This is a genomic window from Microbacterium sp. lyk4-40-TSB-66 (assembly GCF_030209475.1).
In the GTDB taxonomy this organism is placed as follows: Bacteria; Actinomycetota; Actinomycetes; order Actinomycetales; family Microbacteriaceae; genus Microbacterium.
This window is the reverse complement of sequence record NZ_JARVRW010000003.1, coordinates 59,531-73,216: the sequence shown is the minus strand read 5'-3', so window position 1 is coordinate 73,216 and position 13,686 is coordinate 59,531. Positions and strand designations below refer to the sequence as shown.

The following is a 13,686-nucleotide window of genomic DNA, read 5'->3' as shown; positions in this document are numbered from 1 at the left end:
GTTTCCTCGTGGAGACTGCGAGGATCGTGCGTTTCTGCGGGCGTCGCGCGGCGACACGGTGTGGCGGGCGCGGTCCGGCGGCGGAGCGGGCCGCCGATCCGCCTCGTCCCTCGCCGCGGATAATGGGGGAGTGGAGCCCTGGGAGATGCGTGAGTGGTTCGCCGACCTCCTCGACGCGCTCAATCGGCACGACCTGGACGACCTGCGCGGGTTCCTGCATCCGGCTGTCCGCCGCGCGCACCTGCCCGCCGGTGCCGACGCCTGGGTCGATGAGTACGCCGACCTGCTGCACGGCTTTCCCGACTGGCAGTGGAAGCGGATCCAACTCCTCGTCGAAGACGACCGACTCGCGGTGCACCTGCGTGGCGGCGGCACCCACACCGGTTCGTTCGCCCACGTCGCGGCCACCCGTCGCCGCGTTAGCATCGCGTCGTTCGCGATGTACCGGGTCGAGCACGGCCGGATCGTCGAGGCGAGCGGCACCGACGACGCCGCCCAGATCCGCGCGGCGGTCGGCTGAGCGGGCCGGAACGGCATCCGGTTCTCGTCCCGAGCCGGACGCGCGGGCGTGCAGCGCCGCGCGATCTGTCAAGGGCGGCTCGATGTCGGAGGCCCCGGGTACGGTCACTCCTGCCCGGTTCCATCGCGGGCGTAAGGAGGGCGGCCATGGTGTCTCCCGATCAGCCCGAAGCCGCGGTCGTCTGGGCCCGCGTCGAAGAGGGCTTCCATGTCGGCAGCCGTACGGGCGTCTTCCTCGGCTACATCGACCGTCAGCCCGACGGCGCCTTCCTGGCGCACGACGGCACGTCGCGCGTCGTCGGCCGCTTCGACGCGCTGACCGAGGCGATGGCCGCGGTCACCAACGGTCAGCCCCCGCTCGAGCCGCCCATCACCCTCGCCCAGGTGCGCGCCACCGCGTCCCGGGCATCAGACGGCGGGAGTGCGGTCGCGTGAGCGCACCCCTGGTCTCCGTCTCGTACGCGAGCACGGCCGCCGACTTGTTCGACGATGCAGCGCTCGCCGACCTTCTGGCGCAGAGCCGGGCGTCCAACCACGACCACGACCTCACCGGCATGCTCCTGTACCGGCGCGGACGCTTCTTCCAGGTCTTGGAAGGCCCCGAAGAAGCCGTCGACGAGCTGATGACGAAGATCGCATGCGACCCGCGGCACACCGACGTGCGGGTCCTGCTGACCGAGAACCTCGAGGAGCGACGCTTCTCGGAATGGACGATGGGATTCGAGCCGATCGGCGTGCCCGCGGGGCCCGCCCCCGAGGGCTTCCGCGACACCTTCGACGACCTGGCGGCCGACAACGAAGAGGCTGGCATCCGCGCGGTCCGCGAGCTGACGGTGTGGTTCCGCGCTCGCACGGCGCACGACGCCTGACGCGCCCCCGCCCGTTCGTCGACGTCGATGTCTCGTGGTGATAGCGAGCACGGAACGCCCCGCCGAGACGAAGGTCGCCCTCGAGCGCGACGGTGATGCCGGTTCCCGTTCGGTGACACGTCCCCCAGAGTGGCGGGTGTTCTCTGAGCCGCGCGCGATACCGTCGCCGAGTGACCCCCGCATCCGCTGACCCCGCCTCGCAACGGTCGACGGGTCGCATCCGGGCGCTCGCGCGTGTTCTGGTGGGCTCTGCGGTCCTGCTCGTGGTGCTGTACACCTACGCCCTGCGCATCGCGGTGGGAGACGTGAACCCGTTCAACTTCTTCGGGTACTTCACGAACCAGACGAGCTCGCTCACCGCCCTCGTGTTGATCGCCGTCGGCGGGCTCGCCCTGAACGGCCGCCGACCTCCCGCGTGGCTGTCGGTGGCGTGGGGCGTGGGCGCGGCGTGCCTCATCGTCGTCGCCGTCGTCTACAACGCTCTCGTGCCCGGCACGGGTTCCGCGCCGGCATGGGTCAGCGTCGCCCTGCACGTCGTGTTCCCGGTGCTGGTGCTGATCGACATCGCGTTCTCGTCCGACCGGCCACTGCTCGCGTGGAAGCAGGTGTGGTGGGTGCTGCCCTACCCCCTTTTGTGGATCACGGTCGTGCTGCTGAGGGGCGCGACCGACGGGTGGGTTCCCTACGGCTTCCTTCTGCCGGATCGGGGTCTGCCGTCGCTGATGCTTCACGTCGTCGGCATCCTGATGCTGCTGATGGTCGCCGCGGCGGCGGTGTGGGCGCTCAGCCGCCGGTCGTCGCGGCGGTCCGTCGCACGTACTCGGTGATCGTGACGCCGGACGCGTAGGTCTGCGCGCTCACCGGGACGAATGTGGTGGCGGCGACGGCCGCTCCGCCGAAAAGGGGGATGCCGGCACCCAGGACGACCGGGTTGCTCTTGATGATCAGACGATCGATCTCGGGCAGGAGGCTGCCGGCCAGCGAGCCTCCTCCACAGAGGTAGATCCCGAGGCCGGGCTGCGCCTTGAGCGCGCGGACGGTCGCGAGTGCATCGCTCGTGTAATGGACACCGGCTGGCCCGCCGGTGCGATGGGTCGCGACGTACTCCGTGAGGTGGGAGTACGGGTTCGCGATGCCCGCGTCGAGGGCCACCGAGTAGCTGTTCCACCCTTGGATGACGGTGTCGAACCGCTTTCTCGGGGGTTCGATGCCGAGGATGTTCAGGACGTGGGCCGGAAGCGCGTCCGCGAAGTCCGACATGACCGCCACCATGTGGTCCCCCTCCGCCAGGAAGGCGTCGAACGTGCCGTCGGGAGCGGCGATGAAGCCGTCGATGGATGCTGCGACGTAGTACGTCAGTTCCCGCATGAGGTCTCCGTTCGACTGCTCGCCCACGTCCCGCGCGACGCGGGTCAGCCCGGGGTCTTGACGAGGAGTGTGTCGCCCACGAGTTGGGCGTCGTCCTCGCTGAGCCTGTTGGGGGATGACGAGAACTCCACCCTCAGGCCGCTCGCCGTTTCGCCCGCCAGGCCCGCGCCGCCGCAGAAGACCAGGTGGTCACCATCGTCCTCGGGCACGAAGAGAATGCACTGCGGACCGGAGTCCGCAGAGAATGCCGCCCAGTACCTGTTGCCGTCGTCGTCTTCGCCGACGTATCGACTGCTCTCGGCGTCGAGCCCGCCGACGTCGGGGGGAAGCGCGTCGCCCGCAGTCCGGGGTCGGTCGAAGATGGGGGAGATCTCCGACCAGGGGCCGACGTTCGCCTCGCCCGGCGCGCACCCCGCGAGGACGACGAGCCCCACGGCTGCGGCCACTGCGGTTCTGCGCCTCATGGTTCCCACGCTATTGCGCGGGTCTCGAAAGCTCCAGAGGTCGAGGGACCCCGGCCCACCCGGGGTCAGAGCGGCGGATCGAAGGCGCGGAGCGCGGCATCCATACGCTCCGCCATGTAGGCGTAGCCCGTGTCGTTCGGGTGGAGGCCGTCGGAGGCCATCCAGCTGTCGGCCGACGTCGAGTAGTGGCCGTCGAGCCAGTGGCTCGCGCCGTCGATGTGGTCGGCGCCGATGCGGTCGGCGGCCGTCTCGACCCATCCCGCGATGACGTCGACCGAGGCCGGTCGGTCGTCGGTGTACCAGAAGGGTTCGACGACGATGATGCGCGCGTCCGGCAGCCCGTCGCGCAATCGTCGCAGGTCGCTGTCGATGGCGGCGCGGATGTCGTCGGCGGCGCGGTCGTAGCTGAAGTTGTCGTTCAGGCCCATCGTCACGAAGACGATGTCGGGGTCGTCGTCGATGACGAGGGCGGGGATGTCGTTCAGTCCCGCCCCCATCGAGGAGCGGCGGTTGACGAAGCCCAGGCCGTTCTCGGAGCGGTTGATTTCGCGCCACCCGCGCTCCGCGGACACGATCGTCGACCAGCGCTTCTCGGGAGAGCTCGCGCCCGTCCCGCGGGTATAGGAGTCGCCGTAGAACGACACGACCGGCGCGTCCGCATCGAGGGCGGGCGCTGACGGAGCGGCCTCCGGCGCCGGCGGGGAACACCCGACGAGGCCCCCGAGGAGGGATGCCACGCCACCCAGGCCCAGCAGTCGTCGCGCGCGCATATGTCCATTCTCGGGGCGCCCTGGTCGTCGAGGCCCGAGTCGGGGAGTCCGCGGCGCAACCGCTCCTCAGACGCGGCGGCACACCGAACGACGACCCAGGGCCGCGGATCAGCTCGTCGAACCGTCTTCGCCGAGCGCCTCCAATCGCGCGACGTGTCGCGCGATGCGCGCGGCACGAACGCTATGGGTCGTGGCCGTGACCACGGGGTGCAGCACGGAGTACCGCTGCGTCTTGTTCAGGGCATCGAACGCGCGGGCGGCCGCGGGCACGGCATCCAGTGCCGCGCGCAGGTCGGACGGAACCTCGATCGTCGCGGGACCGGCGTACGCGCGATCCCACCTGCCGTCGGCCTGAGCCTTCGCGATCTCGTCGGCTCCCCGCGGACGCATCCGACCCTCGTCGGCGAGGCGGGCAACGATGTCGACGTTGCGCGTCGACCACAGCGACCGCGAGCGGCGGGGAGTGAAGTGCTGCCAGAAGGTCGTGGCATCCCGAGACTGCCGGCGACCGTCGATCCACCCGCTGCAGAGCGCTTCGTCGAGCGCTTCGGCATAGGTGAGGGTCGTGGGCGTGGTGGTGCCCTTCTTCGCGAGCACCAGGCGCACACCGTCGCTCTCGCTCTCGTTGTCATCGAGCCAGGCCCGCCACCGCGAGACATCGGCGACGATGAGCTCGGGAATGTCCGCCATCGCGCGCTCCTCACCTCGTGTCTGAGAACCTAGCGCCGCCCTCCGACATCCGCCCTACCGGAGCGACGGCCCGCAGGGCAAGCGGCCCCCGCCGCGCCGTCACCGCCCCCAGGATGGACAAATGCGTTCTGTGACCTATGCCGGTGAGACCGTGACCACGACCGACGACGTCGCCGAGGCACTCGTGCAGTTGACGGCGTCGATCGCCGCCGACGGTCAGGCCGAGGCGGTCAGCATCCCGATCGTCACCGCCACGGGCGAGACTGAGCAGGCCGAGCTGGTCATCGGCGTCGGCAACGACGTGCTGAGCGCGCCGGCCCGCGACTGGGCCGGCGACGAGCCCGACTTCGAATGGGCCGCCGAGGAGCTGCGCCAGCACAAGCGTTTCCCGCAGGCGCCCGCGATCGCGCACGAGCAGACGGTCGACTCCGACAACCCGGATGCCTTCTGGGACCCCGACCTCGACGGCTTCACCCGCGCCTGACGCCTGGGTCGTCGTTCGGGGTGGGTTTCGCCGTCCGGGGCGGACGATTCGCGCCCCGAACAGCGGAAGCCGCCCCGAACCGCGCCCCCGCACCCACCGGGGGAGCTCGTCAAGCGGGCTCTCGTGGGCGAGCCCCGACGTAACGTGGGTGCTCCACGCCGGACGTGACCGGTTCATCACCCCGGCGTGTGAGCCCCGGACAGTCCGGGTGGCGTCGCCGTTTCGCGTCGCTGCCCGGACGCTCGCGTTGGAGTACCTGCGGCTGTCGGTGAGCGACGGCGACCACATCGCCCTCGAGGTGAGCGAGCGACCGGTCTTCGCCGACTTCCTCACGTTCGCGGTCCTGGTGTCCGCCATGGCGGCGACCGTGTCCGCTCGCGTGACGAGCAGACGGGCGTGGACGCTCGTGCGTCTCAACGTCCTCTTCGCCTTCGCCTTCAACTCGGTCATCGTTGCGATGATGGTGTCACTCCTGTTCGGGGGGCTGCTCGCATCCTGAGTCCCGTGTGCATCTCTCGGACGACGAACCACACGACCCGCACGGAGAGAGGATGCCGGGCATGGACGCCTTCGCCATCGGCGACACCGTCGAGATCACCGGCCCGGTCATGACCGGCAACGTTGGCACCGTCGTGCACCTCGACACCGCGCGGGAGAAGTACCTCGTGCGCGTGGGCGGTGCGACGCAGAACTACTTCCCCGCCGAGCAGTTGCGCCTCTTCCGCGCCTGACCGGGCCCGTCGCTCGCCGCGCCGGGGCGAACCTTGTCAGGATGGACGCATGCTGCACTCCCTCGTCACCGGCGCCTCCCGCGGAATCGGCCGCGCCATCGCCGTCGCCCTCAGCGAGCGTGGGGATCGCGTCGCCGTCCACTACGGCCGCGATCGGGATGCCGCGGACGAGACGCTCGCGCTGCTCTCCGGCGAGGGGCACCTCGAGATCGGCGGCGACCTCTCCGACCCGGCGACCGCGGAGCGCGTCGTGGGCGACGTCCTCGAGGCGTTCGGGCGGATCGACGTCCTCGTGAACAACGCGGCGATCGCACCGAACGCGTCGACCTCGCACCCGATCTCCACCGTCGACTACGCCACCTGGCACCGCATCTGGGAGCAGATGGTCGACATCGACCTGCGCGCCCCCGCCAATATGACCTTCCTGGTCGCGCGCTCACTCATCGAGCGCGGGCTGCCGGGGTCGATCGTGAACGTCGGGTCGCGCGGAGCGTTCCGCGGCGAGCCCGAGTTCCCGGCCTACGGCGCCGCGAAAGCGGGCCTGCACGCGATGGGCCAGTCCCTCGCGGTCGCGCTCGCGCCGCACGGCATCGCCGTCACCAGCGTTGCGCCCGGCTTCGTCGGCACCGACCGGCAACAGCAGAAGCTGGCGGGTGCGGCGGGCGACGGCATCCGGGATCAGAGTCCGTTCGGCCGCGTCGCGACTCCGGAAGAGGTGGCGGATGCCGTGCTCTACCTCAGCTCGCCCCGCTCGCAGTGGGCGTCGGGTGCCATCCTCGACTTGAACGGCGCGTCGCACCTGCGCAGCTGAGCGGGCCGTTGCGCGACGTCCAGGCGTGCGACGCGTGACTCGAAAGTATGGTGCCGACTACGGGCGTTCACTCCTCGGGAGGAGCCAGGGGCCGACGCCCACGCAGCTCGACGCCCAGGCGCACGCCTCCCGCGACGATGAGCAGGAACCCCAGCGCAGTGAGGTTCCATTGCCAGAGTCCTTCGAGGCCGAACATGGACGAGGATGCGAACGCGAAGGTCGCGGCGATGAACAGCCAGACCGCGACCTGTGAGGGGTTCTCGGCTTTCGTCATGCCCTCACGGTAGGTCCGGGGTCGGGGCGTTCGCATCCGCCGCAGGACGGACACGGGCGACGCGCGGAGCCTCCGGCGGCGTGGGCCCACCCGCGGCTTCGATTCACGGCAACACGAAAGCCCTCCCGAACGGCCTACGGCCGCCCGTGAGGGCTTTGGAGGGGCTGACGGGAATCGAACCCGCGCTATCTGCTTGGGAAGCAGAAGTTCTGCCATTGAACTACAGCCCCGGATGCCTTGCGGCAACCCGGCCAGCATAACAGCGTCAGGTCCGCATCCCGTGGCATCCGGGTATCCGCGCTCGAGACCGCACCCACTCGCCGAGGCCGTATGCGATTGCCGCCGGATTCGTGCGGTCTCGGCGAACGGATGCGGTCTCGCGATGACGGACGCGGCGGGCGCCCCGGCGCAGACCGCCGGTCGCGTGCGGAAACGCGGAGGCGCCACGGTCGTCGCCGCCCCTAGGCTGGGGCCGTGCTGCTCTCCGATCGCGACATCCGGGCCGAACTCGCCGCGAACCGCCTGGGCCTCGACCCCTACGAACCGGCCATGGTGCAGCCCTCGAGCGTCGACGTGCGGCTCGACCGGTACTTCCGGCTGTTCGACAACCACAAGTACCCCTTCATCGACCCCGCCGAGGATCAGCCCGAGCTCACGCGCCTGATCGAGGTCGCGCCCGACGAGCCGTTCATCCTTCACCCGGGTGAGTTCGCGCTCGGATCGACCTTCGAGCGGGTGAGCCTGCCCGACGACGTCGCCGCGCGCCTGGAGGGCAAGTCGTCGCTCGGCCGTCTCGGGCTGCTGACGCACTCGACCGCCGGCTTCATCGACCCGGGCTTCTCGGGACACGTCACCCTGGAGCTCTCGAACGTTGCCACGCTTCCCATCAAGCTCTGGCCCGGCATGAAGATCGGCCAGGTCTGCTATTTCCGCCTCACCTCGCCCGCCGAGAACCCCTACGGGTCGGGCCCGTACGGCAACCGGTACCAGGGTCAGCGCGGTCCCACCGCGTCGCGCTCGGCGCTGAACTTCCACCGCACCGACGTCGGCTCGACCGACGCGGGCGCGCTCGGCGGCTGACCCTCGCGGCCCGCGCGTCGTCTGCGGCGTGTCCCGGGCCCGCCGCGCACGCGTCGAGATCACGTGATCGCGTCGAGATCGTGCGCTATGTCGTGCGCTTTCGCGGGGATCACGTGCTGTCGACATTGTCGGCGTCGTCCGTGCGGTGGCGGCTCGGCTCACGTGCTCTCGCGGACCGAGCCGCCCCGCGGTCAGTGCGCCGTGCGCACGCCGAGCAGATCCTGCACCAGCACTGCCGCCACCCGCGCGCCCTGACCGGCCGCGACGATGAGCTGCTGCGGGCCGGGAGCTGCGGCATCCCCGGCCGCGTAGAGTCCGGGCACCGAGGTGCGCCCGGAGCGGTCGGTGATGAGGTGGCCCTCGGCATCGGTCTCGGGGCCGAGCGGATCGAGGAAGTCGTGCGCGGCGTGCCACGTCGGCCGCACGAAGCCGCCCGCCACCGCGAGCGACGAGCCGTCGGCGAACCGCACGGCCGCGACCTGCCCGCGCTCGCCGGCGAGGTCGGCGATGACCCGCCGTTCGACGACGATCCCGGATGCCACCAGCTCGGCCTCATCCACCGGGTCGATGACATCCGCACCGTTGGTGCACACCGTGAGGTGCGACGTCCAGCGGGTGAGCAGACGTGCACGGTCGGCGAGGTCGGACGTCTCGCCGATCAGGGCGACGGGTTCGTCCTGCAGTTCCCAGCCGTCGCACGCGGCGCAGCTGAAGATCGACATGCCGTAGAACGCGCGCAGGTTCGGCACGTCGGGGAGGGTTTCGCCGAGCCCCGTCGCCACCACGACCGTGCGGGCGGTCAGGACCGGGGATGCCGTCGCGGCACGGCCCGTGAGCGCGGCGACGAAGCCGTCGGCATCCGCGTCGATGCGCGCCACCGCCGACCGGTCGAGGACGCGGACGCCGTCGTAGGCGCGCAGCTCCTCGCGGGCGAGCTTGCGCAGCTCGATCGGCGAGATGCCGTCGCGGGTGAGGAACCCGTGCGAGCGAAGGGTCGCGGCATTGCGGGGTCGGCCGGTGTCGACCACCACCACCGATGCGCGGGCGCGGGCCAGATTCAGCGCGGCCGAGAGCCCCGCCGGACCCCCTCCCACGATGAGCACATCGGTAGACGGCGTCTCGGCGGATGCCGCGGAGGCGGACGCCTCAGCCGCGGTGCCGGCCGAACGGGCTGACGAGCCCGCGTCACCTGACGCCCCGGCGGTGGGGCCGGTGGCCGGCACATCGGCCGGGCCCAGGTCGCCGGACGCGGCGGGGCCGGTTGCACCCCCGGCTGCGCGCTCCTCGCCTGCCGGCCCGTGACCGAATGCCGCCTCAGTCATGCGCCTGCGGCGGCAGCTCCGCGACGACCGGGTGGTCCTTCGCGATGACGCCGACCTTCGCCGCGCCGCCGGGCGAGCCGATGTCGTCGAAGAACTCGACGTTGGCCGTGTAGTAGTCCGCCCACTCCTCGGGCAGATCGTCTTCGTAGTAGATCGCCTCGACGGGGCACACCGGCTCGCAGGCGCCGCAGTCCACGCACTCGTCGGGGTGGATGTACAGCGAGCGCTTGCCCTCGTAGATGCAGTCGACGGGGCACTCGTCGATGCAGGCGCGGTCCTTCACATCGACGCACGGGAGCGCGATGACGTACGTCACGAGACGAGCGCCCCGGAGCGCGACACCGCCACCTGCTCGTCGCGCGGCACGACCTTGACCCGCTCGCGGGTGTGCTCGTGGGCCGCGCCGAGCGCTCGCTCATGCGCGTCGAGGGCGCGCCACCCCTCCCACGTGGTGAACTCCACTCCGCGCTCGGCCAGGGCATCGAGCACGTCGCCGTCGGCGGAGGGCGCCGTCAGGGCTCCGGCCTCGATGTCGGAGACGAGGTGGGCGACGGTCTCCATGGCATCCGACTTGGTGTGTCCGATGAGGCCGACCGGTCCGCGCTTGATCCAGCCCGTCGCGTACAGCCCCGGGACGACGTCGGCCCCCTCGACGACGCGGCCCTCGACGTTCGGCACGACACCGCGAACGGCGTCGAAGGGCGCACCCGGCACGGGGCTCGAGAAGTAGCCGACCGCGCGGTACACCTGTTGCACGGCGATCTCGCGGATCTCACCCGTGCCCCGCACGGTCCCGTCTCCGACGGGCTCGGTGCGCTCGAAGCGCAGGCCCTCGACGCGCTCCTCGCCGAGGACGGCGAGGGGCGCGTGGTAGAAGTGCAGGTGCAAGCGGCGGCTCGTCCCGGTCTGCTCCCGCGTGCGCCAGCTGTTCAGCACCCGCAGCATGACCTTGAGCTGGTTGTTGGACGCTTGGGCGGGGTCGGCGTCCGCGAAGTCCTCGTCGTGTACGACGATGTCGACGTCGGGCACCTCGCCGAGCTCGCGCAGCTCGATGGGCGTGAACTTGATGTCGGCGGGTCCGCGGCGGCCGAACACGTGCACATCGGTGACGGCCGAGGCCTCGAGTCCGTGCAGCACGTTGTCGGCGATTTCGGTCGAGCGGAGGTCCACGGCGTGCTTGGCGAGCACACGGGCCACGTCGAGGGCGACGTTGCCGTTGCCGATGACCGCGACCTCTCGCTGGTCGAGCGGCCAGTCGCGGGGCACGTCGGGGTGGCCGTCGTACCAGGCGACGAAGTCGGCCGCGCCGTACGAGCCGGGCAGGTCGATGCCGGGGATGTCGAGCGGCGCATCGCGCAGCGCGCCGGTGGCCAGGATCACGGCGTCATAGCGGGCCTGCAGTTCGTCGAGGGCGATGTCGCTGCCCACCTCGACGTTGCCGATGAAACGGGTGACGCCGGTGTCGAGCATCTCGTGCAGGGAGTCGACGATGCCCTTGATGCGCGGGTGATCGGGCGCGACGCCGTAACGGATGAGTCCATAGGGCGCGGGCAGCGAGTCGAACAGGTCGATCGCGACCGTGCCGCCGGCGTCGGTCACCGCGCGCGTGAGGATGTTGCCCGCGTAGATGCCGGCGGGGCCGGCACCGACGATCGCGACACGGAGCGAGGTGAGAGAAGACGAGGTCACAGCGAAGGGGCCTTTCGGGGAACGGCGAGGGGGTCGAAGGTGAGATCGATGGATGCCAGGGCGGCGGGCGCGTAGGGGCTGAGGCGCACCACGTCACCGACGACCACGACGGCGGGGGAGCGCACGCCGCGCTCCGCAGCCTGGGCGGCGATGGTGGCGAGGGTGCCGACGGTCACGCGCTGACGCGCGCCGAAGCCGTCTTCGACGATCGCGACCGGACAGTCGGCGCCGCGCTCGCCGCGGGCGAGGGTCAGGGCCGAGTGGGCGAGGGTGCCGACGCCCATGAGCAGCACGACCGTGTGGTCGCGTCCGCCGCCGAGCGCGGCGATCTGGTCGTGAGCGGTGGCCACGGTGAAGCTCGTCGCGACGCCGCGGTGGGTGAGCGGAATGCCGGCGAGCGCGGGCACCGACACGGCACTCGTGACGCCGGGCACCACCCGCACGTCGATCCCCGCCTCCTGGCACGCGAACAGCTCCTCGCCGCCGCGCCCGAACACGTAGGGGTCACCGCCCTTGAGGCGCACGACGGTACGTCCCGCCAGGGCTTCGCGCACGAGAAGGGCGTTGATGGCATCCTGCGGCACGGCGTGATGGCCGGGGAGTTTGCCGACGTCGATCACCTCGGCATCCAGGTGCACGCCCTCGGCGGCGAGTCCGTCGAGCACGCCCCGTGCGCCGAGGCGGTCGGCGACGATCACGTCGGCGGATTCGAGCGCGCGAAGCCCCCGCAGGGTCAGCAGGCCCGCATCCCCGGGACCTGCGCCGACGAGCCAGACGGTTCCGGATGCCACGGTCTCGGTCGTCCGCGAAGCGCCGGCGGCGTGGGGCGCGGCGACCGTGTCGCGAGCACCGGCGCCGAGCACGACGGCATCCGGGATCGAGCCGGGAGCCGCCCCTGCGCCGGACGCAGAGCCGACGCCGGGCTCCGCGGCATCCATCCGCTCCGCGGACCCGCTCATCGCGCACCGCCCGACAGCAGCAGGCCGCGTCCGCGCAGCATCCGCCGCTCGATGGGGCCGAAGAAGGCGAGCTCGATCAGGATGCCGATCCCGAGGATCACGACGATCGTCGCGAGCACGCCGGCGAGGTCGGCGAGGTCGCGCGTCTGCTGGAGCATCGTGCCGAGGCCGAAGCCGATCGTGCCGCCCGAGGTGATGATCTCGGCCGCCATGAGCGAGCGCCACGAGAACGCCCACCCCTGCTTGAGCCCCGCGAAGTAGCCGGGGAGGGCGGCGGGCAGGATCACCGAGGTCGCCAGCTGCCACTTCGACGCGCCCAGCACGGTGCCGACGCGACGCAGCTGCGGCGGGACCTGGTCGACGCCCGAGATGAGACCGTTCACGATCGAGGGGATGGCGCCCATCAGGATGACGAAGTAGGCCGTGGCATCCGTGAGCCCGAACCAGATGATGGCGGCGGGCACCCACGCGACCGACGGCAGCACCTGGAGGCCCGAGATGATCGGGCCGACCGCGCGGCGGATCGGGCGCACCTCGGCCAGCAGCAGGCCGATCGGGGTGCCGATGATGATCGCGATGAGGAAGCCCAGGACGCCACGCTCGAGGCTCGTGAGCACGGCTTCTTGCAGGCGGCCGGTGTCCCACGCGTAGGTCAGGGCGCCGAACACGTCGGCGGGGCTGGGGGCCTTGTCGGGGCGCGGGTCGGCGATGACGATGTAGAGCTGCCAGGCGGCGACGAGCAGCACGACGAAGATGATCGGCGGCAGCACGCTCGACCAGAACGTCCGCCAGCGACCGCCTTCCGCGTCGGTGGTGGTCTGCAGGTTGTCGAGGCCGGCTTCGAGGCTGCGGAGGTCGTCGGCGGATGCCGTGGTGTCAGCGCGCATTGCGGCGGATCTCCTTGCGCAGTTCGTCGGTGATCGCCACCGACAGGGCGGCGACCTCGGGCGACTCGATGCGGCGTCCCTCTGTGCGCTCGATGCGCCACTCGTTGACGACGCGTCCCGGACGGCTGCCCAGCAGCACGACGCGCTCGCCGAGGCGGGCGGCCTCGCGCACGTTGTGGGTGACGAAGACGATGGTGCGACCTGTCGCCCGCCACACCCGCTCGAGCTCCTCGTGGAGCAGGTCGCGGGTGATGGCATCCAGGGCTGCGAAGGGCTCGTCCATCAGCAGCACGGGCCGGTCCTGCGCGAGGGCACGGGCCAAGGCCACGCGCTGGCGCATACCGCCCGAGAGCTCATGCGGACGCTTGTCGGCGGCGTCGGCGAGGTTGACGGTATCGAGCAGGGCCAGCGCCTCGTCGCGGTGGCGGGCACGCGGCACGCCCCTCAGGCGCAGAGCCAGTTCGACGTTGCGGCGCGCGGTCAGCCAGGGCATGAGCGCGGACTCCTGGAACATGACGGCCGAGCCCTCGGCGGGGGTCTCGATGCGGCCCGCGGTGGGCCGGTCGAGGCCGGCGATGAGGTTGAGCAGCGTCGACTTCCCGCAGCCCGAGGCGCCGAGGAGGCACACGAACTCGCCCGGCGCGAAGTCGAGGGTGATGTCGTCGAGGACGACCGGGCCCGCACCGAAGCGCTTCGAGACGCCGTCGATCCGCACCGCCGGGACGGTGGTGAGGGCGGGTGCCGGGCTGTCGATGCGGGCCGTGGTCAT

The 13,686-nt window shown here is 71.2% G+C and carries 20 protein-coding genes and 1 tRNA gene; 9 read left to right on the top strand and 12 right to left on the bottom strand.

Going from position 1 to position 13,686, the window contains the following annotated elements; all coding sequences use genetic code 11:
- The first annotated feature begins 130 nt into the window (after positions 1-130).
- The 4 genes from QRO03_RS05465 (at position 131) to QRO03_RS05450 (ending at position 2,215) form a co-directional block, all read left to right on the top strand.
- A complete protein-coding gene (locus tag QRO03_RS05465; RefSeq protein ID WP_285136516.1) occupies positions 131-520 on the top strand; it encodes an ester cyclase in 390 nt (129 codons plus the stop codon).
- A gap of 146 nt (positions 521-666) precedes the next feature.
- Entirely contained in the window at positions 667-954 is a 288-nt protein-coding gene (locus QRO03_RS05460) for a hypothetical protein (RefSeq protein ID WP_285136515.1), read from the top strand.
- Positions 951-1,388, top strand: a complete 438-nt coding sequence (locus tag QRO03_RS05455) for a BLUF domain-containing protein (protein ID WP_285136514.1) — start codon at positions 951-953, stop codon at positions 1,386-1,388. The genes QRO03_RS05460 and QRO03_RS05455 overlap by 4 nt, the downstream gene beginning before the upstream one ends.
- A gap of 170 nt (positions 1,389-1,558) precedes the next feature.
- Positions 1,559-2,215 (top strand): Pr6Pr family membrane protein, encoded by a 657-nt coding sequence (locus QRO03_RS05450; RefSeq protein WP_285136513.1) that lies wholly within the window; start codon positions 1,559-1,561, stop codon positions 2,213-2,215.
- Here QRO03_RS05450 and QRO03_RS05445 read toward each other — a convergent pair.
- The 4 genes from QRO03_RS05445 to QRO03_RS05430 form a co-directional block, all read right to left on the bottom strand.
- The gene (locus QRO03_RS05445) at positions 2,172-2,756 is read right to left on the bottom strand and encodes a dihydrofolate reductase family protein (protein ID WP_285136512.1); all 585 of its coding nucleotides are present in this window, start codon (positions 2,754-2,756) and stop codon (positions 2,172-2,174) included. The two genes, QRO03_RS05450 and QRO03_RS05445, sit on opposite strands and share 44 nt — an antisense overlap.
- A gap of 44 nt (positions 2,757-2,800) precedes the next feature.
- Entirely contained in the window at positions 2,801-3,220 is a 420-nt protein-coding gene (locus QRO03_RS05440; RefSeq protein ID WP_285136511.1) for a hypothetical protein, read from the bottom strand.
- Positions 3,221-3,285: 65 nt separating this feature from the next.
- Positions 3,286-3,990, bottom strand: a complete 705-nt coding sequence (locus QRO03_RS05435) for an SGNH/GDSL hydrolase family protein (protein WP_285136510.1) — start codon at positions 3,988-3,990, stop codon at positions 3,286-3,288.
- Between the two features lie 108 nt (positions 3,991-4,098).
- Positions 4,099-4,680 carry a YdeI/OmpD-associated family protein gene (locus QRO03_RS05430; protein WP_285136509.1) on the bottom strand — a complete coding sequence of 194 codons (582 nt, stop codon included), beginning with the start codon at positions 4,678-4,680 and terminating at the stop codon, positions 4,099-4,101.
- 121 nt (positions 4,681-4,801) lie between these two features.
- On the opposite strand from QRO03_RS05430, the gene QRO03_RS05425 reads away from it, so the two are divergent.
- The 4 genes from QRO03_RS05425 to QRO03_RS05410 all read left to right on the top strand — a co-directional run bounded on the left by QRO03_RS05425 (position 4,802) and on the right by QRO03_RS05410 (position 6,706).
- Positions 4,802-5,164 (top strand): hypothetical protein, encoded by a 363-nt coding sequence (locus QRO03_RS05425; protein WP_285136508.1) that lies wholly within the window; start codon positions 4,802-4,804, stop codon positions 5,162-5,164.
- Between the two features lie 208 nt (positions 5,165-5,372).
- A complete protein-coding gene (locus tag QRO03_RS05420) occupies positions 5,373-5,663 on the top strand; it encodes a hypothetical protein (protein WP_285136507.1) in 291 nt (96 codons plus the stop codon).
- Positions 5,664-5,724: 61 nt separating this feature from the next.
- Positions 5,725-5,895, top strand: coding sequence for a KOW domain-containing RNA-binding protein (locus QRO03_RS05415; RefSeq protein WP_285136506.1), 171 nt, complete (start codon positions 5,725-5,727; stop codon positions 5,893-5,895).
- 49 nt (positions 5,896-5,944) lie between these two features.
- Positions 5,945-6,706 carry an SDR family NAD(P)-dependent oxidoreductase gene (locus QRO03_RS05410; RefSeq protein ID WP_285136505.1) on the top strand — a complete coding sequence of 254 codons (762 nt, stop codon included), beginning with the start codon at positions 5,945-5,947 and terminating at the stop codon, positions 6,704-6,706.
- A 67-nt stretch (positions 6,707-6,773) separates the two neighbouring features.
- Here the strand turns inward: QRO03_RS05410 and QRO03_RS05405 are convergent, their stop codons facing one another.
- Complete coding sequence (locus tag QRO03_RS05405) at positions 6,774-6,980, bottom strand: hypothetical protein (protein WP_285136504.1); 207 nt, start codon at positions 6,978-6,980, stop codon at positions 6,774-6,776.
- A 156-nt stretch (positions 6,981-7,136) separates the two neighbouring features.
- Positions 7,137-7,210: transfer RNA gene (locus QRO03_RS05400), tRNA-Gly, on the bottom strand.
- 244 nt (positions 7,211-7,454) lie between these two features.
- Here QRO03_RS05400 and dcd point away from each other — a divergent pair.
- A complete protein-coding gene (gene dcd, locus QRO03_RS05395) occupies positions 7,455-8,060 on the top strand; it encodes a dCTP deaminase (protein WP_285136503.1) in 606 nt (201 codons plus the stop codon).
- Between the two features lie 191 nt (positions 8,061-8,251).
- Here dcd and QRO03_RS05390 read toward each other — a convergent pair whose 3' ends face one another.
- The 6 genes from QRO03_RS05390 to QRO03_RS05365 are packed head-to-tail and all read right to left on the bottom strand — an operon-like array spanning position 8,252 to position 13,686.
- Positions 8,252-9,382 (bottom strand): NAD(P)/FAD-dependent oxidoreductase, encoded by a 1,131-nt coding sequence (locus QRO03_RS05390; RefSeq protein WP_285136502.1) that lies wholly within the window; start codon positions 9,380-9,382, stop codon positions 8,252-8,254.
- Positions 9,375-9,698: a ferredoxin gene (gene fdxA, locus QRO03_RS05385; protein ID WP_285136501.1), complete on the bottom strand. Its 324-nt coding sequence runs from the start codon at positions 9,696-9,698 to the stop codon at positions 9,375-9,377. Before fdxA ends, QRO03_RS05390 begins: the two co-directional genes overlap by 8 nt.
- The gene (locus QRO03_RS05380) at positions 9,695-11,071 is read right to left on the bottom strand and encodes an FAD-dependent oxidoreductase (RefSeq protein ID WP_285136500.1); all 1,377 of its coding nucleotides are present in this window, start codon (positions 11,069-11,071) and stop codon (positions 9,695-9,697) included. Before QRO03_RS05380 ends, fdxA begins: the two co-directional genes overlap by 4 nt.
- Positions 11,068-12,030 carry a uroporphyrinogen-III C-methyltransferase gene (cobA, locus tag QRO03_RS05375; RefSeq protein WP_350224120.1) on the bottom strand — a complete coding sequence of 321 codons (963 nt, stop codon included), beginning with the start codon at positions 12,028-12,030 and terminating at the stop codon, positions 11,068-11,070. Before cobA ends, QRO03_RS05380 begins: the two co-directional genes overlap by 4 nt.
- Positions 12,027-12,917 (bottom strand): ABC transporter permease, encoded by an 891-nt coding sequence (locus QRO03_RS05370; protein ID WP_285136499.1) that lies wholly within the window; start codon positions 12,915-12,917, stop codon positions 12,027-12,029. The genes cobA and QRO03_RS05370 overlap by 4 nt, the downstream gene beginning before the upstream one ends.
- Positions 12,907-13,686 carry an ABC transporter ATP-binding protein gene (locus QRO03_RS05365; RefSeq protein ID WP_285136498.1) on the bottom strand — a complete coding sequence of 260 codons (780 nt, stop codon included), beginning with the start codon at positions 13,684-13,686 and terminating at the stop codon, positions 12,907-12,909. The genes QRO03_RS05370 and QRO03_RS05365 overlap by 11 nt, the downstream gene beginning before the upstream one ends.